This window comes from Streptomyces sp. NPDC027189, assembly GCF_055566975.1.
The window spans coordinates 101138-123376 of the sequence record NZ_JBVHRI010000007.1; the positions used below are offsets into that span (position 1 = coordinate 101138).

The following is a 22239-nucleotide window of genomic DNA, read 5'->3' on the forward strand; positions in this document are numbered from 1 at the left end:
GTCACACGGAACCCGACGTGGCCTCGGGCCGGGCCAGGGCCTCGTCCAGCGAAGAGGAAGGCGGCAGCAGGCGCGCGAGGCCGGTCACCCGGAGGATGCGCAAGGTCAGCGGCTGGGTGCAGACGAGGTGCAGCCGTCCGTCCCGGGCGAGGACACGGCGCCTGGCCCGGTAGAGCAGGCGCAGGCCCGAGCAGTCGAAGAAGTCGACGGGCCGCAGGTCGATCACGACCTGCGGTGCCGGGCCCCCGGTCGCGGAGTCCAGGATCGGGGTGATCTCCATGGCCGCGAGGATGTCGATCTCCCCGTGGAACTCCAGCACCAGGTGACCGCGGTCCTGGTGGATGCGCAGATGCCGGGTGAGCGGTGCGGGGTCGTGCGCCACGAAGTCATCACCTCCAACCGGCAGCTGACCTGCCTCGCGAGGGCAGGGGCCAGGGCGACGGCGTCAGGCGAGCGTAGACACGCCAACGGGGCACCCGTGGTTGCAAAACCGTTCCTTGCTCTGCAAGTTACCCTCGATGGAGTGAATTCCAGCATGTTCGGTTGACATATGTCTTCGATTTGCGCGGCGAGTTGTCCCCGCTGTCGGTGCACCACGGTCCTGTGAGGCCGAGTGCCCGCCTCACGACAGTGCGTGCCACGCCTTGGACAACGCCTGACGGAACTGATCGGTCTGGTGCGAGGTGAGGTCCCGGACCATGCGCTCCTCCAGCTCCCGTACGGCTCCCGCGAACCGCGCGAGCAGTTCGCGTCCCTCGTCGGTCAGCAGGATCAGCAGCTCGCGCCGGTTGCGCGGATTGCGCTCGCGGCGCACCAGTCCGCGACTCTCCAGTGAGCGCACCAGGTCGGCCATGGACTGCGCCGTCACGAACGAGTCGCGCGCCAGCTGCGCCGCCGAAAGGCCGTCGTGCCGCTCCAGCACGGTGAGCGAGGTGTACTGCAATGCGGTGATTCCAGCCGGTTTCACCAGCTCGTCAAGGTGTGAGCGCACGACGAGTTCCACCTGCTTGACCATGTAGAGCAATGACGGGGGTGCCTTGGTTGCCTGGGTGCCGACCATGTGTTCAGCCTAAGGCATTGACAGGAAACCTGTCCGTAACGAGACTGCCAACCAACAGGATTCCTGTTTGTTGAAATCTTGGCGATCAAGGCTGAGGAGTGGGCAATGACGACCACCTTCGAGAGTGGGCCCGGGCAGCTGTTCATCGGTGGACAGTGGCGCGAGGCGGCCGACGGAGCGCGTACGGATGTGATCGATCCCTCCACGGGCCAGGTGGTCACGACCGTCGCGGAGGCGGGCGCGGCCGATGTCGACGCGGCCGTACGCGCCGCACGGGAGGCCTTCGACCATGGCCCGTGGGCCGCGATGAGCGGCCGTGAGCGCGGCCGGGTGCTGCACCGTGTCTCCGAGCTGATCCGCGCGAACGCCGACGAGCTCGCGGCCCTGGAGAGCCTCGACGTCGGCAAGCCCCTCTCCCTCTGCCGCCCCGTCGACGTGCTCACCGCCGCCGACGAGTACGAGTACTGCGCCGCGCTCGCCCAGACTCTCGACGGTGCCACCCGCGACACCCCGCTCAACGCCTTCGCGTACACGCGCCGCGGACCGCTCGGCGTGGTCGCCGCGATCACCCCCTTCAACTTCCCGCTGATCCTGTCCAGTTCGAAGCTCGCCCCGGCGCTCGCGGCCGGCAACGCCGTGGTGCACAAACCCGCCGACGAGACCCCGCTCAGCGCCCTGTACATGGCCCGGCTGCTCCAGGAAGCGGGTGTCCCGGACGGCGTCGTGAACGTCGTCACCGGCAGCGGCCCGGTCGCGGGCGAGGCGCTGCTGCGCAACCCCGGCATCGACAAAGTCGCCTTCACCGGGTCCACCGCCGTCGGCCGGCATGCGGCGAGCGTCGCCGGTGAGGCGCTCAAGCCCGTCACCATGGAACTGGGCGGCAACGCCGCCCACCTCGTCTTCGCGGACGCCGACCTGGAGACGGCGGTCGGCGCGGTCATCAAGGGCTTCGTCTTCAACACCGGGCAGTTCTGCATGGGCGGGCCGCGCCTGCTGGTGGAGCGCTCCGTGTACGGGACCCTGCTGGGCATCCTCGCCGACGCCGTCCCCGGTGTGCCGGTCGGCGACCCCCGGGACGCGGCCACGGTGGTCGGCCCGATGGCGGGGGACAAGCACCTGAAGAAGGTCGAGGAGTACGTCGCCCTGGCCCGTAAGGAGGGCGGCCGCATCGTCTGCGGCGGTGAGCGCCTCGACCTGAACGGCGGCTTCTACTACCAGCCCACCGTGATCGCCGACCTCGCGGCCGACTCCCGCGTCATCCAGGAAGAGATCTTCGGTCCGGTCCTGACCGTGCAGGCCTTCGACTCCGAGGACGAGGCCGTCGAGCTGGCCAACTCCACCCCGTACGGCCTGGCTTCGGGCATCCAGACCACCGACCTGACCCGCGCGCACCGCGTCGCCGACCGGCTCCAGGCGGGCATCGTCTGGATCAACGACTGGGCGATGCTCGACCCCGCGGTTCCCTTCGGCGGGGTCAAGGACTCCGGCTTCGGCCGGGAGTACGGGCCCGAGGCGCTGGCCGCCTACACCAAGGTCAAGTCCGTCGTCGTCTCGCTCGACTGAGCGCCCCCGCAAAGGAGTTCATGCGATGTCCACCACTACTCGTGCCGCCGTGGTCGAGTCCGGAGGAGCGCCGTTCACCCTCACCGACGTCGATCTGGACGAGCCCGGCCCCGGCGAGGCCCTCGTCCGTATGGTGGCGACCGGCCTGTGTCACACCGACCTCGGTGTGGCGAGTGGCGGTCTGCTCTTCCCGCTGCCCGGAGTCCTGGGGCACGAGGGGGCGGGAGTCGTCGAGGCCGTCGGCGCGAATGTCACCGGTGTTGCCCCCGGTGACCATGTCGTCCTGTCCTTCACCTCCTGCGGCGGCTGTCACAACTGCCGTGACGGACACCCCGCGTACTGCGCCAGTTGGCTGCCGCTGAACCTCATCGGCGGTCGGCGCGCCGACGGGACCAGCACGATCAGCCGCGACGGTGCGCCGCTCGGCGGCCACTTCTTCGGGCAGTCGTCCTTCGCGGAACGGGCGTTGGTGGACGAGCGCAGCCTGGTGAAAGTCGATCCGAACGTCCAGTTGGAGTCCATCGCCCCGCTGGGCTGCGGGGTGCAGACCGGAGTGGGCGCCGTCTGGAACGTGCTGAAGCCCGAAGCCGGCAGCAGCCTCGTCGTCCTCGGCGCCGGAGCCGTCGGCCTGTCCGCGGTGATGGCGGCGGCCCTGACCCCCGCGACCACGGTCATCGCCGTGGACAAGGTCACCGAACGGCTCGAACTGGCCCGGGAGTTGGGCGCCACGCACACCGTGAACGCGGCCGAGGCCGATGTCACCGAGGCGGTGCTCGCCCTCACCGACGGCCGGGGCGCGGACGGTGTCGTGGAGACCACGGGCAGTGTCACCGTACTGCGCATGGGTGCCGACGCGCTCGCCCCGCGCGGCACCCTGGTCGTCGTCGGCGCGCCGCCCTTCGGCACCGAAGTCGCCCTGGACGTCAACGCGTTGCTGCCCGGCAAGAAGGTCGTGGGCCTCACCCTCGGCGACAGTGAGACCCAGACTTCCATCCCCGCGTTGGTCGCGCTCGTCCAGGACGGACGGCTCCCGCTGCACCGCCTGATCAGCCACTATCCGTTCGCGGACATCGAGCGGGCGGTGCGGGACATGAGCGCGGGCAAGACGATCAAGCCCGTACTCACCTTCTAGATGATTGATTCCAAGGGGTCCTGGGCTGCGCGTTGAGGCGCTGAACAGCAAGAACGCGGTCTCCTGTTGCGGTTGTCGGCAGCAGCAGGGGATGAGCATCACCGGCAGACGTGTATAGCCGCTTCCGGACCTGGGAGTTGGACGGGACCTGGGAGCGGCTGTCCACCGCGATCTTGGCCGAGGCCGAGGCGGCCGGAGCGATCGAGTGGACCGTGGGTCTGTCGCCTGGGACGCGGGGCTCGGCTGTGGCGTAGCGGAAGCCCGAGCGTGGGCTCGCCTGGGCCGGAGTTCCCCGCCGTACCGGCTGGGAAAACCGCTGTCGGGCAAATGGATCAAGATGATAGAACTACCGCTGTGCACAAGACTCTGGAGTTTCCCGATCTGCTGCGGCTGATCGACGAACGTGCAACCGCCTTCCGCGCCGCGATCGCCGCCGCGCCCAGCCTCGACCTGCCCGTGCCGACCTGCCCCGGGTGGACGCTGTCCGACCTGGTGCAGCACATCGGCGAGGGCCGCCGCCGCTGGGCGGCCACCGTCGCCGCCGGGCCGGACGCCACGTCCAGGACCCCGGCCCAGGGTGACGCGGTCGCGCCGCAGGAGCGCGAGGCCGTGCTGGCCTGGCTGGCCGCCTCAACCGAGCTGTTGCTGGCGGCCCTGCGGGAGGCCGGACCGGACCAGGGCTGCTTCACCGGCTGGGGTAACACGCAGACGCCGCACACCGCCGGTGGCGTCGCACGGCACCAGGTCCAGGAGATCGCGGTGCACACCTACGACGCCCAGCTCACCGTGGGCGAGCCGGCCTCACTGCCTGTCGAGTTGGCGCTCGACGGTGTCGAGGAGACCCTGTTCATCACCTGCTTCACGACGAGCGCCTGGCCGCACAAGCCCACCGCCTTCGACTTCCACGCCACCGAGGGCCGCTCCTGGCGCCTCACGGTCGACGGCGACGGTGCACGGACCACCCGGCTGTCCGCTACCGGCGAGGACCCGGACGCGGCAGGCATCTCCATTCGCGGCACAGCCAGTGATCTGGTCCTCTACCTGTACGACCGCATTTCGGCGGACTCCCTGCAACTCGACGGGGACCCGGAGCTGCTCGACCTGCTCCGCGCCTGGGAACCGGAGGACTAGGCGTGACGACACGCCACCGCGCACAAACCGGCCGCTTGAATCGCGAACGGTCTCGTACCGAACGGTAGCGGTCTCACTGGATGATCGATTCCAAGGGTTGGCTGCGCGCATGAGACGAGGGAGTCCGCAGTCAGGTTGTGACGCCAGACATAGACTCCCTCGCGACCGCACTCTACGTCAGGACCGACGACCTGCTGATGGATTCGCCGCAGCTCGCCCCGTGGCGGCCGGTGGTCGGCATGACGCCGCAGCTCAGCGATGCCGAACTGGTGACGCTGTCGATGATGCAGGCCATGCTCGGCTATACCTCCGAGGCCCGTTGGCTCCGGCATGCCCGGGCCCACCTGAGGCACCTGTTCCCGTACCTGCCGGAGCAGCCCGGCTACAACGAGAGGCTGCGCAAGGCCGCCGGTCTGATGCGAAGCGTCAACCGGATCCTGGCCACCACCACCTCGGTGTGGAGCGACGACGTATGGGTCGTGGACTCCACCTCGGTGGAATGCGGCCGCTCCCGCGAGACCGTCAAACGCTCCGACCTGGCAGGTTGGGCCGAATACGGCTACTGCGCCAGCCACAGCCGCTTCTTCTGGGGCCTGCGCCTGCACCTGATCTGCACCCTTCAGGGCCTGCCCATCGCCTTCGCCCTGACCGGGGCCAAGGCCGACGAACGCGAGACCCTCCTTGACCTCCTGGCAGCCGAATGCGAGCTTCTGCGAGAGCGCCCCGACGGACTCTCATCGGCGACAAGAACTACTTCGGCCGTGGTTTCGAACGCGAACTGTCCGAGTATGGAGTCCAGTTGCTGCGGCCTGCCCGTAAAGGTGAACGGGAACGGCCTGGCGCAGCCCTGTTCAAGCCGTTGCGGCAGGTCATCGAGTCGATCAACGAGACCTTCAAGGGACAGCTTGACCTCGAACGGCACCGAGGGCTCACACCCGGAGGTGTCATAGCCCGCGTCATGCAACGCATCCTCGCGCTGACCGCCGCGATCTGGCACAACGACGCCACCGGGCAAACCGTCCTACGCTCACTGATCGCCTACGATCACCGACCCCTTGGAATAGATCATCTAGACAGCGACTTCTGGCCGACTGCCTTCAGTCGACGACCAGGACGAGCTTCCCCGTGGTCCGGCCGGTGTCGCCGAGCGCATGCGCCTCGGCGGCATCGGACAGCGGGAAGGTGCCGGCGATCGTCGCGCTCAGCTTCCCCGCCTGGACGAGCTCCGCGATCGCCTTCATGCCGGTGTGGGAGGCGTCGACGAGCATCCTGACCGCTCGTACGCCGAGCCGCTCGGCCTCCTCGTAGAAGTCCTTTGACCCGACCGGCAGGATCGAGACCACGATCCCGCCCGGGCGCAGCACGCGCAGCGAGCGGACGGAGTACTCGTCGCCGATCGTGTCCAGGACGACGTCGACGTCCTTCACGGCCTCGGTGAAGTCGGTCTCCCGGTAGTCGATCGCCTCGTCCACGCCGATCTCCCGCAGGAACTCGTGCTTGCCCGCGCTCGCGGTACCGATGACGTACGCGCCCCTCGCCTTGGCGATCTGCACGGCCACATGCCCTACCCCGCCGGCGGCCGCGTGGATCAGCACCCGCCGGCCCGGCTGGATGTCGGCGGTCTCGACCAGGGCCTGCCAGGCGGTCAGCGAGACCAGTGGAAGCGCGCCCGCCTGGATGTGGTCGATCCCGGACGGCTTGTGCGCGAAGGCGCGGGCGGGGGCGGTGACGTACTCGGCGTGCGAGCCGTGGCCGAACGGGTAGGGCAGCATGCCGAAGACCTCGTCCCCGGGCTTGAAGCGGGCGACGCCGATTCCGGCCGCCTCGACGACGCCGGAGACGTCCCAGCCGAGGACGAAGGGCGGCTCGCCGAGGAAGCCGCCGGTCGCGCGGTGCTTCCAGTCGGTGGGGTTGACGCCGGCCGCGCGCACCCGGACCAGTACCTCGTTGGGGCGCGGCGCGGGGCGCTGCACCTGCACTTCCTTGAGTACCTCGGGACCGCCGAGGACGTCCTGACTGATGGCTCGCATGGTGTTCACAGTGCTCATGGTGTCCCAGCGTGCCGGGGTCGGCCCGGCAAGAAAATGGCATGATTGCCAACCTTCGATAGGATCGTGCCATGCATTCCGTGGAGCGAGTGGTCGTCCTGGCGCTGGACGGCGTCTATCCCTTCGAGCTGGGCATCCCCAGCCGGATCTTCGGCGCGGCGGACGGCCGCTACGAGGTGGTGACCTGCACCGTCGACGGCCGCCCGGTCCGCACCAACGCCGACTTCTCGGTCACCGCCGACCACGGTCCCGAGGCGCTGTCCACGGCGGACACGGTGGTGATCGCGGCGATCGCCCCGGCGAGGCTCGTCGCGGAGCCCTCCGACGAGCTCACCGCAGCGCTCGCCCTGATCCGGCCCGACGCCCGCCTCGTCTCCATCTGCACGGGTGCGTTCGTCCTGGCGGCGGCGGGTCTGCTGGACGGGCACCGGGCGACCACGCACTGGCAGGTGGTCGACGAGTTCCGGCGTCTGTTCCCGCGTGTGTCGCTGGACCCGGATGTGCTGTTCGTCGACGACGGCTCGGTTCTCACCTCGGCCGGCGCCGCGTCCGGCATCGACGTCTGTCTGCACATTCTCCGCAAGGACCACGGCAGCGAGCTGGCCAACAAGGTGGCCCGGCGCTGTGTGGTCCCGCCCCTGCGGGAGGGCGGCCAGGCCCAGTACATCGAGCAGCCCGTGCCGGAACCCTCGGCGACGAGCACGGCCGCCACCCGTGCATGGGCCCTGGCCCGCCTCGGCGACCCGCTGACACTGACCGATCTCGCGGGCCACGCCCGGATGAGCCTGCGCACCTTCGCCCGACGCTTCAACGACGAGGTCGGCATGAGCCCCGGCCGCTGGCTCATCCAGCAGCGGGTATCCCGCGCCCGCCATCTGCTGGAGTCCAGCGACCTCTCGGTGGACCAGATCGCCGGCGAGGTCGGCTTCGCGACCGGCACCTCGCTGCGCCAGCATCTGCACGCGGCGATCGGTGTCTCGCCGCAGGCATACCGGCGTACGTTCCAGACGACCCGCTAGGCCGTCTCCGTTCGGATCATCCGGACGTGGGTCAGGGTGTGCCGTTGACCGACGCGCAGTGGGGCCTTCCCGGTCGTCGGCCGCGCCGCACGCCCGAGGCCACCCGCCGGCCGCCGAACGATCCACGTCCCTCGTGCGTCGGAGGAGCGACACGGTGGTTCGGAGAACAGGGGTGGGGATGCGCAAGTGGATCGCGGTGGCGGCTCTCGTCGGCCTGACGGTGGTGGGGTGCGACGACGGGACGCGCGACGACCTCGTGGTCGAGGGAACGCCCCCGGCCACACCGTACTCCGGAGCGCTGGACGTGCCGATCAAGGAGATCGGCGACGGCAGTGTGCGCGCGGCCAAGGAGAGTTCGGGCGCGGCGGGCCGGGCGCTGGAGTGCGACGGAGAGATCTACATGGGCGGCGGGGGCGACGAGTGGGGCCGCAAGGACGGCGGCTCGACGCCGGAGGAGGGCCTGAACGCCTACTTCGACATGGACCAGCCCGGGCTGCCGGACCACGGCTACCGGGTGGAGCGCAAGGACAAGGACCGTGTCCTGTTCTCGTACGACGTCAAGGGCAGGACCAAGGTCGCCGTCGTCGTCGCCAAGGACCAGCCGCACCGCCCCGGATGGGGCCCGGAGGCCACCGCCTCCTGTGATCCGTCCGAACTCCCGGCGAGCTTCACCGACTCGAGGTTCGAGATATGGACGGATCGGGACGGCCGCCGCGTGCCCACCACCGAGGTGAGCAGCTCGGTCGGGGCGGAGCACTGCGACTGGGAAAGCGCGCACTTCCTGTGGTTGGGCCAGGGCCGGGAGCTCAGGCAGTACGCGCGCGATCCGCGGGGGGTGCTCGGGAGCCAGGTGCTGACCGCCGCGTACGACCAGGACGCCCGTATGCCGGTCGGCGCGCGGGACACTGGCTACCGCTTCCACGACTGGGAACTCTGGCTGACGGCGGGCAAGTCGACGGCGTACATACGCACACCCGACGGCGTGGAGGCGTGGCCCGCGACGAAGCAGCAGGTGGGCTGCAAATGACCCGTCAGCGGCTCAGGTGCAGGGCGACCAGCAACTGCCAGACCTGATCGGCGACTTCCTCCGGGGTGCCCTCCAGCAGGCCGTGCAGCCAGTCTGCGAGCACCCCCGCGAAGGTGGCGGCGACGGCGGAGGCGACGAGCGGGGCATCGGGAGCGCCCGCCAGGGTGCGCTCGGCCAGGCTGCGGGCGCGCAGATCCCGGTGCAGCACGAGACCGAGCGGGCCACCGCCGCCCGGGCCGAGGAGTGCGCGGTAGAGGGCGGCGTGCGGGGCCAGTTCGGCGAAGAATGTGCGGAGGGCGGGCGGCGCGGACACCGGGTCGGGCCGCCCGCGCCACGCGTGCAGTGCCTCCACGGCGTCCCGTACGACATCGGCGCAGGCGTCGACGGCCAGCGCCTCCAGGTCGGTGTAGTGCACGTAGAACGTGGCCCGGCCGACTCCGGCCCGCCGCACCAGCGCGGCGACGCCGACTTCCTCGAGTGGCCGCTCGGCGCACTCCTCCAGCAGTGCCTGGCGCAGCTTCGCCCGGGTCCGGGCGGCCCGCGGGTCCTCGGGCGTCACCGCGCGACGAGGACGGCGGCCAGGGCGACCGCGCCGGGCAGGGCCTGTGCGAAGAGGATGCGGCGGTTCGCGGTGACGGATCCGTACACACCCGCGACCACGACGCACACCAGGAAGAAGACCTGCACGCGGAACCCGGTCGGATTCCCGGCGATCAGACCCCACACCAGGCCCGCCGCCAGAAACCCGTTGTAGAGCCCCTGGTTGGCGGCCAGCGGCGCGGTCGCCCTGGCCATCTCCGGGTCGAAACCGTGCAGCCCCCGCCCCGGCTTCTTCTCCCACAGGAACATCTCCAGCACCAGGATGTAGGCGTGCAGCGCGGCCACGAGGCCTACCAGCACGTTTGCGACCGTATCCATCGTCAGTAAGCCCCACTGCTCGGTCGTGCACTTCTTGGACAGGTGTCCACTATAACGGGACACCTGTCCAAGAAGTTACCTGGTCCTGTGAGGCTGCCCCGCGTCAGGCCTCGGGCGCCTCTCGGGGACTCGCCGTCATCAGCAGCGTGCTCGGGCGTACGGTCGCCCGGGCCACGGGACGGACCGTCTGCCCAGGGGCGAGTTCGAGGCGCCAGACCCGTGCGAGCGTGGCGATCGCGGTCGTCAGTTCGGCCAGGGCGAAACGGTCGCCGATGCACTTGTGCTTGCCCGCGCCGAATGGGAGGAACGCCCCGTCGGGCAGCGATGCCCGGCTGTCGTCCAGCCAGCGATCGGGGTCGAACGTCAGCGGATCGGGGAAGAGCTCGGGATCCCGGTGCAGGGCGTGCTGGCAGTAGGCCAGCTCCGTTCCGGCCGGGATCTCCCACTGCCCGATGCGGGTGTGGTGCAGCGTCCGGCGGGTGACGAGCCAGCCGGTGTGGTGCAGTCGAAGGGCCTCCGTGATGACTCGGCCCAGGTAGGGCAGCCGGGTGAGGTCGTCGAAAGCCACCGGGCGGTCCGCGAGGACCTCGTCCAGCTCGGCGTGGACCCGCTCCTCGACCTCGGGATTGCGGGCGAGTTCGTACAGGACCCAGGAGAGCACGGACGCCGTGGTCTCGGTGCCCGCCACCGCCAACGTCAGGATCTCCGAACAGATCTGGTGCCCCGTCAGCGGCTCGCCGGTCTCCTCGTCCTGTGCCTGGAGCAGTAGGGACAGCATGTCCCCGGTGTCATGGCCGGAAGACCGCAGCTTTTCGACCGCTTGACCGATGGTGGCTCGCACGGCGTCGCGGGCCGCATTGAAGCGCCGGTTGGCGGGCAACGGGAGTCGCTCCACCCAGTCGGGGAGCATGATGCGCGCGCCGACGCCGTTCATCACCACCGACAGGTCGCGGCGCAGTTGCTGGAAGGCCTGATCGTCGAGGCTGGAGGCGAAGACGGTCGCGGCGAGCATGTCGAGCGAGAGCTTGACCATCGCCTCGCGCACGTCGATGGTCTGTCCTGGCGTCCACGTCGCGACGGTACCGGTCACCTGCTCGCGCATCAGGTCGACGTACCGGGTGATCTCCGTGTGACGGAAGGCGGGCTGCAACTGGCGTCGCCTGCGGACGTGTTCCGCCCCCGCGGCGGTCACCACGCTGTCGCCGAGCAACTGGCCCATCTTCTCGAAGAAGCGGCCCTTGTCCAGGGTCGGCCCGAGGTCCACCAGCATGGTGCGGATCAGATCAGGGTCATTGATGACGATCATCGGCTTCGGGATGCGGATCTCGACCAGTCGCCCATAGCCACGCAGTGAGGCGATGAAGCCGAGGTTGTCGCGCATGAGGGGGTGCGCGTGACCCAGCAGCGGAAACGATCCTGCCGCCTTGGGTATGGGGGGAGGCGCGGTGACTGTCACGACGGCTCAGTGCTCCCTTCTTGGTGATCATGGCGCAGGTATGAATTCCCTTCCCGCCCCCAGCGGCACACGTGTTGTTGGCCACTTGGCGACCCGGCGTCGCACGGCTCGGGTTGTCGTGCGGAAGCGGCGGGTAGCGATGCAGCGTTTTGCCGTCGTTGGAAGGGGAGTTGACGTGTCGGGCAGCCTCGCGCCGGGTGGATGGAGCGGGAGTGAACGGGGGATGTGGGCCGCGTTCCGCCGAGGGGAGTGGTTCGCGGACCGGGGCGAGGTACGGGCGTCCGTCGTGCGGAGGCTGTTGCTGGCGCCGCCGGCGGCCGAGGCGGGGCATCTGCCGCGGCTGAGGCTCAGGGATGTGCGGATCACCGGGCGGCTGGACCTGGCCGAGGCCGTTGTCGCGGGGACTTTACGGTTACGCAACTGCCACTTCGAGCAGATACCTTGCCTCGACGGCGCGCACCTGGGCGCGCTGGAGATGCGGGACTGCGTGCTGCCGGGCCTGTCGGCCGTGGGCGTCACGACCGGCTGGAAGTGCGAGATCTCCGGGTGCCGGGTCGAGGGCCCCATCGATCTCTACGGCGCCTCGATCGGCGGCTCGCTGCACCTGGAGAACAGCCGCCTGACCGGGCATGGTGAGCGGCGCGGCGAGCGGGCGCTGCAGCTTTTGTGCGCCACCATCGGCGGGGACATCCAGGCCGGCACGGGGCTGCGCGTCGACGGCTGCACCGACCTGCGGGACACCTCCGTACGCGGCAGCGTCGTGCTCAAGCGGGCCGAGCTGCTCAACCCGTCGGGGCTTGCGCTCAAGGCCAACAGGCTGCACATAGGAGGGGACTTGGACTGCCGCGGGGGGCTCGTCGCGCAGGGCACTGTCGATCTGTGCGACGCCCGGGTGGGTGGCGGCGCCCTCTTCGAAGGGGCCTCGCTCACCGCTGAACAAGGGCCCGCGCTGCGTGCCCACGGCATAGACGTGGGTGCCGTGTTCAACTGCTGCGACGGGTTCACGGCGCGCGGCAGGGTCACGCTCAGCAGCATCACCGTGCGCAGCCGGGTCTGCTTCCAGGACGCCGTCATCGACGTACCGTCCGGAACTCCCGCCCTCACCTGTCGCCGCTCCACCGCGTCCGAACTCCATCTGCGCCCTCGCGAGCCGCTGCACGGAACCGTCGACCTCAGTCACACCCGCCTGACCATCCTGCGCGGCACGCCGGACAGCTGGCCGAGCGCGGTGCGCCTGGAGGGGGTCGTCTACGAGAGCCTGCTGCCCCAACTCCCCGCCGTACAGCGGCTTCCTCTGCTCGCCGGCGATCCCGAGGGCTTCACCCCCCAGCCGTACGAACAACTGGCCTCCGCATTTCGCCGGCACGGCCACGACGGAGACGCGCGCACGGTCCTGCTCGCCAAGCAGCGGCGCCTGCGCGCCACCCTGCCGTGGCCGGGGCGGGTGTGGAGCAGTCTCCAGAACATCACCGTGGGGTACGGCTACCGGCCGATGCGCGCCGCGTGGTGGCTGTGCGCGATCATGCTCAGCGGAATCCTGCTGTTCACGCGGTGGCCTCCGCAGGCCATCGACCCGGGCAAGCCGCCCCATTTCCAGGCGGCGATCTACACCTTCGACCTGGTGCTGCCGCTCGTTGACTTCGGGCAGGAGCAGGCGTTCAGCCCCCGCGGCGGACTGCAGTGGGCGGCCGTGGTCCTCGTATGCCTGGGCTGGCTGCTCGCGACGACGGCCGCCGCCGGCGCCAACCGCATGCTCCGCAGGGCGTGAGATCAGCGGGACGCCTCCGTCGGCCGCCGGGTGAGTGACCGTAACGCCGACTGCATTTCGAACTGGGCTGTCGGATCGTGGAGTTGCTCCCTGAAGAGCTCGTCCGCATCCGACTGCGCACCCTCTGCGGACGCACGGTGAGCCGCGCCGCCACCGCGCCGGCGTCCTGCCCGCACTGCAACCAGTTCTGCAGCGTCTACGCAAGCCGTTGCGCGGACGGAATACGCCCGCGCCCTCGGCTGCCCCACCGTGTGTCTCTCGGCCTCGGGCACATCGGCCCCGCGCTGACGAGCACGCACCCGATGGGCGACGCCGGGGAGGCTGCTGAACATTTCTGCCGGAGCGTGACCGAACACTCACGGGTAAAGGGAGGGGAGTTGATCGTTATGATCTCGAACCCGATAAGCTCCCCTGCGGCGCTGCGAGTTGACGCGAACACACTCGGTCGCCTCACGTTGCGTTCCCCGACGCGTACGGCGCCTGCACACCCCCCCGCTCGATCGTGTTGCTTTCGAAGGATGCAGATGGAACTTGCCACTCCGCCCCCGGCGGCGCGTGCGCCCGTCGCCTGGTACAGCTGGTGGCTGATGCCGCTGGCCTTAGGCGCTGGAACCGTTGCCACCGCCGTCGCGGGACCCGACCAGGTCCAGATCCCCGCGACGTTCGCCGGCGCCGCGGCCACCGCGGCCAGCGCCGTCTGTGTCAGACTCCTCGTCCGCACCCAGCGCCAACTGCGTCGCGCCACCGGCGACTTCCGCGCCTCGCAGGCCGAGCATTCGCAGCAGTGGCAGCAGCATGTGGCAGGCCTGGAACGCAAGTTCACGGCCGAGCGCTCCGCCTTGGAGGGCCAACTCGCCGAGCAGGCCCAGGCCTTCGAGGCGCGACTCACCGAGGAGGTCCAGGCCTACGAAGCCCGGCTCTCCGGCGAGGCCATGGCCTTCGAGTCGCGGATCGCCGAGGAGGGCCAGGTCTGGCAGGAGCAACTCGCCCTGCAGCAGGCCGTCGTCGCGCGACTTGCCGACACATATCTGCCCGACGCGCTCAAACGGCTGCGGGCCGGCGACGCCATCGATGACATTCTGCCGTCGGTCGCCGATGAGCGGGACGCGAGCCCCGAACTGCGGGCAGAGCTGCGCAAGGTTCTCAGGACCGCGCTGATCGCCATGGAGGAGGAGTTCGACCGCTCGACCTCCGCCGAGCAGGCAGTGATCAGTATCGGCAGCCGCATCCACGTCCTGACCAGCAAGCTGCGCGGGCGACTGCACGAGATGCAGGGCGAACACGGGCGGCTGCCCGCGGTCGCCCAGGGCCTCATGGAACTGGACCAGGAGATCGGCCCCGCCGACTGTCTCGCCGCCAGCATCGGCGTGCTCGGCGGCTCGGACCGGCCCGGACGCCAGTGGCAGGAACCGCAGCGGCTGCTCAGCGTGGTTCGCGGCGGCATCGGCCGCATCAAGGACTTCGACCGCGTCCAGGTCCGCCACCTGCCCGAACTCGGCGTCGACGGCGGGCTGGTGGACCACCTCACGCTGATCTTCGCCCACCTCCTCGACAACGCGGCGCGCTACTCGCCGCCCACCGAGCCCGTGGTCGTCTCCGGCAAGGAGGTGCCCAACGGCGTCGGCATCGAGATCCAGGACGCGGGCAAGGGCCTGAGTGAGGAGAAGAAGCGCGAGGCCGAACAGGCGCTCGAAGGTGTTGCGGCAGGGCCGGGCCTCGGTGGTGTTTCGGAGGACGCCAACCTCGGCCTGCGCGTCGTGGGGGCGCTTGCGCGCCGGTACGGCATCCGTGTCACCTTCGCGGATTCGCCCTGGCTCGGCACCTCGGTGGTCGTCGTGGTCCCGCACAAGTACTTCAGCCCGCTCCCGGCCACGGTGACCGCCCCGGCCCAGGCCGACCGGACGGCTGCCGTGACGTCGAGCGCAGAGCCCGTCGCCGCCCCGACCGAGGCGCCGGTCGAGGTCGTGGACACCACGCCCGGCGGACTGCCCCGACGCAGGAGCAAGCGGGGCGAGCCGACCAGGTCGAGACCTGCCGAACGGACCGAGGAGACCGTGGCCGCCGTACCGCCGGACGCGTCCTTCGCGGGCCTGGCCGCGTTCGCCACGGCTGGGCGCGAGACGGTCGAGCCGACGACCACGGAACGCGACCAGGGCGCCGCACGCGAGACGACTGTCGGACGCGAGTCCACCGAGTACCGCACTGAAGAGAGCGACTAGTCCACATGACGCAACAGGGAACCGACGTGAGCTGGGCGCTCCGCGACCTGACGGAGAGCATCCAGGAGATCCGCTTCGCCCTCGTGGCATCGAGCGACGGCAAGGCCATCACCTCCTACGGCGCCGAGGACCCCGACGACGTGGACCGTTTCGCCGCCGTCGTCGCGGGCCTGCAGGCGCTCGCCCAGCCGGTGGCCGAGCAGTTCCCCCGGTACGCCGGGCAGCTACGGCTCGCGATGATCGAGGTCGACGGCGGCCACCTGTTCGTGGTGCGGGCCGGTGTGGAGACGTACCTCGGAGTGCTCGCCAAGGAAGGCCTCGACCAGGGTCTTCTCGGCCACCAGATGAGGGACCTGGCCCGCAGGATGGGTGAGCTCCTCGGCACCACTCCGCGCCTGGAGGAGCACTCTGGATGAGTGCTCCCCGCCCGCCCACGGACCCGTCCGGTCTCGAGCGCTACTACGTCCTCACCGGTGGCCGCAGCGGACCGGGCGGTTCGGCGTCGAGCCTTGATGTGGCGACCCTGATCGTCTCCCACGCCGCGGCCGCACCCGTCATGCAGCACGAGCACGAGGAGATCATCCGGCGCTGCCGCGATCCGCTGTCGGTGGCCGAACTGGGCGCCCACCTCGGATTGCCCTTCAACATTCTCGCGGTGCTCCTGGCCGATCTGCTGGACGCAGGCCGCGTCGAAGCCCGTAATCCCATCCCGGCGTCAGGCGCCGGCAGCGGGCCCGACCTCGCGCTCCTTGAGGAGGTACTCAGTGGACTTCAAAGGCTTTGACCATCCCGACCGGCAGACGGCCGGGGGCACCCGCTCGGTGAAGGTGATGATCGCCGGTGGCTTCGGCACCGGCAAGACCACCATGGTGCGCTCGGTCAGCGACATCAAGCCGCTGACCACCGAAGAGACGCTGACCCAGGCCAGTGCCGACGTCGACAACCTGATCGGCGTGGCGGACAAGGCGGAGACCACCGTCAGCCTGGACTTCGGCAAGATCGGCATCAACGACGAGCTCGTCCTGTATCTGTTCGGGACGCCGGGCCAGGAGCGGTTCTGGTTCCTGTGGAACGGTCTGTTCAAGGGCGCCCTCGGGGCGGTGGTCCTGGTGGACACCCGGCGGCTGGCCTCCAGCTTCCGGGCCATCGAGGAGATGGAGCGGCAGGACGTTCCCTTCGTCATCGCCCTGAACGTCTTTCCCGACTCCAAGGACCACCCGATCGAAGAGATCCGTGACGCCCTGGACATCTCCCCGCACATCCCGGTCGTGGCCTGCGACGCCCGCGACCGGGCATCCAGCCGTGACGTGCTCATCGCGCTGATACGTCACCTCAAGGAACGCTCTGCCGTCGCTCTGGAGCCCCGATGAACGACCAGCCCTTAAACGGTCCCGACGCTCCCCGCGGTTGCCCCGTCGCACACGGCGGTGCCGACGACGTGACCCGGCTGTACGGGCCGGACGCGGCGATCGATCCGCACGGCATCTATGCCCGGCTGCGCAAGGAGCACGGCGCCATCGCTCCGATACTGCTGGAAGGCGATGTTCCCGCGTGGCTGGTGCTCGGCTATCGCGAGAACCGGCGCGTGCTCGACAACCCTCTTCAGTTCAGCCGGGATTCACGGATCTGGCGGGACTGGAAGGAAGGACGCGTCGACAACGCCTCCCCTCTCATGCAGATGGTGGGCTGGCGTCCCGACTGCGTGTCGCAGGACGGCGAGCCGCACCGAAGACTGCGCGGTGCGGTCACGGACAATCTGCAGGCCGTGGCGGGGCGCGGTATCCGCCGTCACATCACGCACTTCGCGAACAAGCAGATCGACGCGTTCGCGGAGGAGGGGAAAGCCGATCTGGTCGGGGACTTCGCCGAGTACCTGCCCATGCTCGTCCTGACCAGGGTCTTCGGGCTCGCCGAAGGCGAGGGACGCAACCTTGCCGTGTCATGTGCTCATGTCATCAAGGGCGGCGAGGACGCCCTCGTCCACAACGACCGGATCATGCGGATCCTGGCCGAACTCGCCGAGCGCAAGCGCGTCGAGCCCGGCTCCGACTTCACCTCGGGGCTGCTCGAACACCACGCGGAGCTCGACGAGGACGAGATCCTCAACCATCTGCGCCTGGTACTGATCACCGCCCACACCACGACGAGCAACCTGCTCGCCCGCGTGCTGCAGCTCGTCCTCACGGACACCTCCCGCCTCGCGGGGCTGGTGAGCGGTCAGTTGAACGTCTCCTCGGTCGTAGAGGAGGTCATGTGGAACACCCCGCCGCTCGCGGTGCTTCCGGGGCGTTTCGCCACCGCCGACCTCGAACTGGGCGGCCTGCACATCAAGGAGGGCGACCTCCTGGTCCTCGGGCTCACTGCCGGCAACCTCGACCCGGAAATCCGGCCCGACGCGGGCGTCTCGGTGTACGGCAACCAGTCGCACCTCGCGTTCAGCGGCGGCCCGCACGAGTGCCCTGGCCAAAACATAGGCCAGGCCATCATCGAGACGGCCGTCGACGTCCTGCTGCACCGCCTGCCCGGCCTGCGCCTCGCCGTACCGGCGGACGAACTCACCTCGACCGCTTCCACCTGGGAGGCGCGACTCGACACCCTGCCGGTGGAGTTCGCATCGCAGACCGCCGGGCTGTGAGCGCAGGGGGAGCCACGGCGCGCGAGGCTCCCCCGAGCGCGCTGAGGGCGTCAGCGGACGCTGCCTGGCTGTCCGGGTGCTCCGCAGCCCGGGTGCCAAGGGGCGAAGGCGCTGTGATGTGCGCCTTGATTCGGCGCCGACTCGGCATCCGGTGTTCCCCGTGGGTCCCCGCACGACCTGGCACGCGTCTGGTACGACCTCTTCGTCCCGAACCACTGGATGGGTGGGCATTGAGGTCTGGTGCTCCTGGTCGGACAGCCGTCCGGAGTTGTTGACGGTCGTCTGCGGTTGCAGTGGGTGCGGCACTCCGGTGCCGTTCGGCTCGTCTGCAGGGCAGCCGACGCAGCTCGGCGGGGCGGTGTCACTGGCTTGTGCTTCACTCCCGGTCATGGACGAACAGGAGTTGCTTGCGGCCATTCACGCCCTGGTGGCGCTGGATCAGGGGGACCTGGCGTGCAACCAGGTCGGTCATGGGACGGAGCACATGTGCCTGGCGGCAGAGGACGGCATTGACCTGCCTGACTTCGGCAAGGTACTCAGCGGCCGGTATGGGCGGTCACGCAACCTGGCCGCAGGCGGGTACGTCGATCCGACGGTGACAGAACGAACCGGAGCGCCGCTCCTCGTCCCCTTTGGGGATCAACTCGTCGAGATGCGCGCGTGGACGTACGCCGACCGATGGATCGGTTGCGGGGCGGTCCTGGCCGACGGAGATGTGCGGCCGGTTGTGCTGGTCGCCGAGCGGGCCATGGAGAAGCCGGATGGGCTGCCGGAGGATGCCTCCTGGGTGGACTGTGTCGTTGCCGTCACAGGGTGGTCACCGGACCGGGGCGACGTGGTCGACTGGACGGCGGTCGAGACGCGACTTGGAACGGTGCTGCCCGGTGACTACAAAGGGCTGGTCGAGCGGTTCGGGTACGGCGCCTTCGACGGCTATCTCCGTCTCCTGCTTCCCAACGGGCCGCCCGGCAGTCTGGATATCGTCGAGTTCAATGAGTTCTGGGCGCGGTGCGCCAGAGTCGACGGCGGCGGCCCGTGGGAGCCATATCGCCTGTATCCGGCGCCCGGTGGGTTGCTGCAGTGGGCGAGCACGGAGCAGAGGACGTCGTTCTACTGGCTCACAGAGGGTTCTGACCCTGACCGGTGGCCCATCCTCGTCACAGACGACGCTTACACCGAGTGGGACCGCTTCGACGGCTCGACCGCGGAGTTCATCTACCGCCTGCTCACCGACCCACTGCGCCCTCACTCGACCGCTCGCTACTTCGACAGCCACTGGTTCATGACCTACGAGAGTCCGGCCCCGGAAAGCGATCAATGACGTTGCCTGACGACAGTCACGAGCTGCGGCACGGGCCGCCGCCCCAGGACCCCGGTCCCGCCTGCCACGAACACCCGCATGACCATCACCTTCCTGATTCCAGAATTGGCTCGAAGATGCCGGCCGCGCTGCTGGGCTGGTGGGGCTCAGTCGCCGATGAGGCCGACGACAAGACAGGAGCGATCAGCCGCCACCATGGCTTCGCACCCGCGGACTACCGGCCGGGCATGGGTCTGACCTGCGTCACCTTCGCTGCGGCAAACGGGCAGTAAGCACACAGGTCCGTCCTGATTGCCATACCGGGCAGAGGTGGCGGGATAGGTTCGGACGTGGCGTGCGTACCAACGGAAGGGGACTCCTCATGGGCCTGATCGGATCGATCGGCCTGATCCTGCATCCCAGACGCAACCCGGGACCGGTCATCGAATCGGTCGTTCAATGGGCCCGCAAGAGCCAGACCGAGGTGCTGGGGCTGCCGGACGAGGTGGGCCGTATCGACTGCAGCGCGGTGTCCGTGCCGGCGGCAGCCCTCGTCGCCCGGGCCGGACTGGTCGTGAGCCTCGGCGGTGACGGAACCATGCTCCGCGCCATGCGACTCCTCTTCGGCACAGCCACCCCGGTGCTCGGCGTCAACCTGGGCCGGTTGGGCTTCCTCGCCGAGATCGACGTCGACGACCTGCCCATGGCGCTGGAGCGAGTCGACCAGGGCCACTACACCACAGAGCCCCGCATGGCCGTACGGACCCGCCTCCCGGACGGGCGCGAGTTCCGTGCGTTCAACGACATCGCCCTCGTTCGGGTACCCGGCAGCGGACTCGCCGCCATCGCGATCCGCCTCCAGGGCAATGAGTTCATCCGATACGCAGCCGACGCGGTCGTCGTCTCCACGTCGACCGGATCAACGGCGTACAGCTTCGCCGCGGGCGGCCCCATCATGTCGCCCAGAGTCGAGGCCATCCTCGTCGTCCCCGCCAGCGCCCACTCGTCGTTCGACAGGGCGCTCGTCCTGCCGGCGGACGAGGACGTCACCCTCGAACTGCTGCCTACGACAGGGCGTCTTGCTGTCGAGGTCGACGGTGAAGTGGTCGGCTACCTCGACGCGGACGACCGGATCACCGTGACGGCTTGTCCCTCGGCGGCTCAAGTCGTACGCCTGGGCGGCACGACGTTCTACCAGCGGGCGCGCAGAAAACTCGGCATCAAAGGCAGCGTGGAAGCGGGCCGCCAGGCTCCCGAAGGCACGCCTGCGCAGTGATCGCCGCGGGTGCCGAGCGAAGCCGACCTCTCCGACGTGCTGCTCAGGGTTTCCAAGGCACGCGATCCCGCTGGCGAGCGCCTCGGAGCCGCCCTCTTCGACGTCACCGAAGCGCCTGAGGGCGGCTGGTGCTCCGGGGTCAGCCGTTCATGCGGGCCGTGGCGCGGCGCTGCCGTTTGCCGAGCGGCGCGCGGGAGAGGTCCTCGGCCTGGGACCTGAGGTTCTTGTAGCCGAAGCCCCGATCGGCCGGCCCCGCTTCCGCGGCGCTTTCAGCACGTTCGGCCCCCTCCAGGATGTCCTCCTCGCTCTCTCCCGAGTCCAGCAACCGGAAGGTGAAGGCGGATCGGGCGGCAAGGTCGTAGTTGAGGTGCCCTTCGGGGGGTGAAGGCGGCGCGCAATACGTCGTGCTCCGACGCGCGGGCCTGGATGCGGGCCGTGTGGAGCGCTTCGAGTGTCGCAACGGTCGCGTGGCCGCGGCCCGGTGCTGAGCGCGGGGACGACGGTCGGCCCGGTCCTCGCACCCCGCGAGGACCGGGCGGACCGTTGCTGCCCGGTAGGAGGATCCGGCCGGGCAGCAACGGTGAGTCACACAGCGAGCAGATCGTCCAGCGAACCCCTGCCCGCCAACTCCGCGGTGACGGTCGGCCCTTCCTTCGACGCGGCGTAGCGGCCCGAGGTCAGGGCCCACTCGTAGTTGCCGTTGATCCAGTGCTGGATGGCCTCCACGCCCATCCGGACCTGCGCGCGCTGCTCGGCGCTCAGGGCCAGCTCCTCGCACATCTCCGGGACGCGCGTCTCGAGTTCGAGGTACTCGCCGAGGCACTCCGTGGTCATCCGGTACGCCTCGGCGGCGGCCTCCTGCCAGCTGCAGCCGCGTTCGCGGTGCAGCACGGCTATCAGGTTGTGGCCGTCTCCTCGACGCTTCTCGCGTTCGAAGGAGTGGATGTCGTTCATGAACCCGATGGTGTCCGCGGCGAGATCGCGCATCCGGACCATCAGCGGATGCGCCTGCACCTGCGCCGGCACCTCGAAGCCGCGGCTGCGCTCACCGGCGTCGATGCTGTGGTGGATGCCCACCGTGCGGCGCCGGAACTCCGCGTACTCATCGAGGCCGAGCGTGCCCGCAAGACCCCGCGCCGCCAGGTCGACCTCCTCGGTGTGCGCGACGAGGAAGCGTCCCCAGGAGGCGGCGAAGCGGGTACGCCAGGTCAGGGACATGCCATCCGAGAGGTGGGCCCAGACCTCCGTCCAGGCGACGGTGATCGGGCACACCACACGGGGAGTGGTTCCGGCGGGGCGCAGCGGCGTGGCTATCAGTTCCCGCGCCACCTCCGCTATGCGGTCCGCGCGGTCGGGCCTTCCGGTGTCGAACTGGTCGTCGAACAGGAAGGCCAGCGAGAACCAGTTCATCAGGACGACCATGTCGTCGGCCGAGGCGTGGGGGTAGGTTCGTGCCGCCGCCTGGGGGAGGTCCCAGGACTGGTACTCCTCGAACCCGGCCTGGCTGCGCACCAGTCCCATGTCCCACACCCAGCGCAGATGGCGCTCTCGGGCGTACTCCAGGTGCTCGCTGACGGGCGTCTTGAAGGGGAGGTCGAACCTGACGTCCTGCGGCATTCGCGTCCTCTCTTGAGACGAATCACAGGCCCCCGCCCCTGCGAACGGGCGATCGCTATTGTCGCCCGCT

21 protein-coding genes and 2 pseudogenes are annotated in these 22239 nt (G+C 69.5%); 15 read left to right on the forward strand and 8 right to left on the reverse strand.

The features are described from left to right. Position 1 precedes the first annotated feature (1 nt). On the reverse strand, positions 2-382 hold the full coding sequence (locus ACZ4RZ_RS19010; protein ID WP_467745963.1) for an anti-sigma factor antagonist: 381 nt from the start codon (positions 380-382) through the stop codon (positions 2-4). 240 nt (positions 383-622) lie between these two features. Continuing rightward, complete coding sequence (locus tag ACZ4RZ_RS19015; RefSeq protein ID WP_388863374.1) at positions 623-1060, reverse strand: MarR family winged helix-turn-helix transcriptional regulator; 438 nt, start codon at positions 1058-1060, stop codon at positions 623-625. Positions 1061-1165: 105 nt separating this feature from the next. Between ACZ4RZ_RS19015 and ACZ4RZ_RS19020 the strand changes: the two genes are divergently transcribed. The 4 genes and pseudogenes from ACZ4RZ_RS19020 to ACZ4RZ_RS19035 form a co-directional block, all read left to right on the forward strand. Continuing rightward, entirely contained in the window at positions 1166-2623 is a 1458-nt protein-coding gene (locus ACZ4RZ_RS19020; RefSeq protein ID WP_467745965.1) for an aldehyde dehydrogenase family protein, read from the forward strand. A 25-nt stretch (positions 2624-2648) separates the two neighbouring features. Then, positions 2649-3755 (forward strand): NAD(P)-dependent alcohol dehydrogenase, encoded by a 1107-nt coding sequence (locus tag ACZ4RZ_RS19025; protein ID WP_467745967.1) that lies wholly within the window; start codon positions 2649-2651, stop codon positions 3753-3755. 354 nt (positions 3756-4109) lie between these two features. After that, complete coding sequence (locus ACZ4RZ_RS19030; RefSeq protein ID WP_467745968.1) at positions 4110-4886, forward strand: maleylpyruvate isomerase family mycothiol-dependent enzyme; 777 nt, start codon at positions 4110-4112, stop codon at positions 4884-4886. Positions 4887-5023: 137 nt separating this feature from the next. Beyond that, positions 5024-5934: pseudogene (locus ACZ4RZ_RS19035) on the forward strand (IS982 family transposase); the annotation flags it as partial. Positions 5935-5983: 49 nt separating this feature from the next. On the opposite strand, the gene ACZ4RZ_RS19040 reads toward ACZ4RZ_RS19035, so the two are convergent. Beyond that, positions 5984-6934 carry an NADP-dependent oxidoreductase gene (locus tag ACZ4RZ_RS19040; RefSeq protein WP_467745970.1) on the reverse strand — a complete coding sequence of 317 codons (951 nt, stop codon included), beginning with the start codon at positions 6932-6934 and terminating at the stop codon, positions 5984-5986. A 71-nt stretch (positions 6935-7005) separates the two neighbouring features. Here ACZ4RZ_RS19040 and ACZ4RZ_RS19045 point away from each other — a divergent pair, with 71 nt between their 5' ends. Next, positions 7006-7953, forward strand: coding sequence for a GlxA family transcriptional regulator (locus tag ACZ4RZ_RS19045; protein WP_467745972.1), 948 nt, complete (start codon positions 7006-7008; stop codon positions 7951-7953). A gap of 178 nt (positions 7954-8131) precedes the next feature. Beyond that, positions 8132-8980 carry a hypothetical protein gene (locus tag ACZ4RZ_RS19050; RefSeq protein ID WP_467745974.1) on the forward strand — a complete coding sequence of 283 codons (849 nt, stop codon included), beginning with the start codon at positions 8132-8134 and terminating at the stop codon, positions 8978-8980. A 4-nt stretch (positions 8981-8984) separates the two neighbouring features. Here ACZ4RZ_RS19050 and ACZ4RZ_RS19055 read toward each other — a convergent pair whose 3' ends face one another. From ACZ4RZ_RS19055 to ACZ4RZ_RS19065, 3 genes are all read right to left on the reverse strand, one after another. After that, positions 8985-9539, reverse strand: coding sequence for a TetR/AcrR family transcriptional regulator (locus ACZ4RZ_RS19055; RefSeq protein ID WP_467745976.1), 555 nt, complete (start codon positions 9537-9539; stop codon positions 8985-8987). Continuing rightward, a complete protein-coding gene (locus ACZ4RZ_RS19060; protein ID WP_467745978.1) occupies positions 9536-9898 on the reverse strand; it encodes a DUF1304 domain-containing protein in 363 nt (120 codons plus the stop codon). The genes ACZ4RZ_RS19055 and ACZ4RZ_RS19060 overlap by 4 nt, the downstream gene beginning before the upstream one ends. 103 nt (positions 9899-10001) lie before the next feature. After that, the gene (locus tag ACZ4RZ_RS19065) at positions 10002-11354 is read right to left on the reverse strand and encodes a cytochrome P450 (RefSeq protein ID WP_467745980.1); all 1353 of its coding nucleotides are present in this window, start codon (positions 11352-11354) and stop codon (positions 10002-10004) included. Between the two features lie 175 nt (positions 11355-11529). On the opposite strand from ACZ4RZ_RS19065, the gene ACZ4RZ_RS19070 reads away from it, so the two are divergent. The 9 genes from ACZ4RZ_RS19070 (at position 11530) to ACZ4RZ_RS19110 (ending at position 20552) form a co-directional block, all read left to right on the forward strand. Next, on the forward strand, positions 11530-13122 hold the full coding sequence (locus ACZ4RZ_RS19070) for a bactofilin family protein (protein ID WP_467745982.1): 1593 nt from the start codon (positions 11530-11532) through the stop codon (positions 13120-13122). Positions 13123-13646: 524 nt separating this feature from the next. Continuing rightward, positions 13647-15341 carry a sensor histidine kinase gene (locus ACZ4RZ_RS19075; protein WP_467745983.1) on the forward strand — a complete coding sequence of 565 codons (1695 nt, stop codon included), beginning with the start codon at positions 13647-13649 and terminating at the stop codon, positions 15339-15341. Between the two features lie 5 nt (positions 15342-15346). Further along, the gene (locus tag ACZ4RZ_RS19080; protein WP_467745984.1) at positions 15347-15757 is read left to right on the forward strand and encodes a roadblock/LC7 domain-containing protein; all 411 of its coding nucleotides are present in this window, start codon (positions 15347-15349) and stop codon (positions 15755-15757) included. Beyond that, complete coding sequence (locus ACZ4RZ_RS19085; protein WP_467745986.1) at positions 15754-16125, forward strand: DUF742 domain-containing protein; 372 nt, start codon at positions 15754-15756, stop codon at positions 16123-16125. Before ACZ4RZ_RS19080 ends, ACZ4RZ_RS19085 begins: the two co-directional genes overlap by 4 nt. Further along, complete coding sequence (locus ACZ4RZ_RS19090) at positions 16106-16711, forward strand: GTP-binding protein (RefSeq protein WP_467745987.1); 606 nt, start codon at positions 16106-16108, stop codon at positions 16709-16711. The genes ACZ4RZ_RS19085 and ACZ4RZ_RS19090 overlap by 20 nt, the downstream gene beginning before the upstream one ends. Beyond that, the gene (locus tag ACZ4RZ_RS19095) at positions 16708-17976 is read left to right on the forward strand and encodes a cytochrome P450 (protein WP_467745988.1); all 1269 of its coding nucleotides are present in this window, start codon (positions 16708-16710) and stop codon (positions 17974-17976) included. The genes ACZ4RZ_RS19090 and ACZ4RZ_RS19095 overlap by 4 nt, the downstream gene beginning before the upstream one ends. A gap of 388 nt (positions 17977-18364) precedes the next feature. Further along, the gene (locus ACZ4RZ_RS19100; RefSeq protein WP_467745990.1) at positions 18365-19297 is read left to right on the forward strand and encodes a hypothetical protein; all 933 of its coding nucleotides are present in this window, start codon (positions 18365-18367) and stop codon (positions 19295-19297) included. Beyond that, positions 19294-19569, forward strand: coding sequence for a hypothetical protein (locus ACZ4RZ_RS19105; RefSeq protein ID WP_467745992.1), 276 nt, complete (start codon positions 19294-19296; stop codon positions 19567-19569). The genes ACZ4RZ_RS19100 and ACZ4RZ_RS19105 overlap by 4 nt, the downstream gene beginning before the upstream one ends. Positions 19570-19658: 89 nt before the next feature. After that, positions 19659-20552 (forward strand): NAD(+)/NADH kinase, encoded by an 894-nt coding sequence (locus ACZ4RZ_RS19110; RefSeq protein ID WP_467745993.1) that lies wholly within the window; start codon positions 19659-19661, stop codon positions 20550-20552. Between the two features lie 139 nt (positions 20553-20691). On the opposite strand, the pseudogene ACZ4RZ_RS19115 reads toward ACZ4RZ_RS19110, so the two are convergent. Both ACZ4RZ_RS19115 and ACZ4RZ_RS19120 read right to left on the reverse strand, forming a co-directional pair. Further along, a pseudogene (locus tag ACZ4RZ_RS19115) lies at positions 20692-20980 on the reverse strand (DUF6204 family protein). Positions 20981-21137: 157 nt separating this feature from the next. Beyond that, positions 21138-22169, reverse strand: a complete 1032-nt coding sequence (locus tag ACZ4RZ_RS19120) for a 7-epi-alpha-eudesmol synthase (RefSeq protein ID WP_467745995.1) — start codon at positions 22167-22169, stop codon at positions 21138-21140. Positions 22170-22239 lie beyond the last annotated feature (70 nt).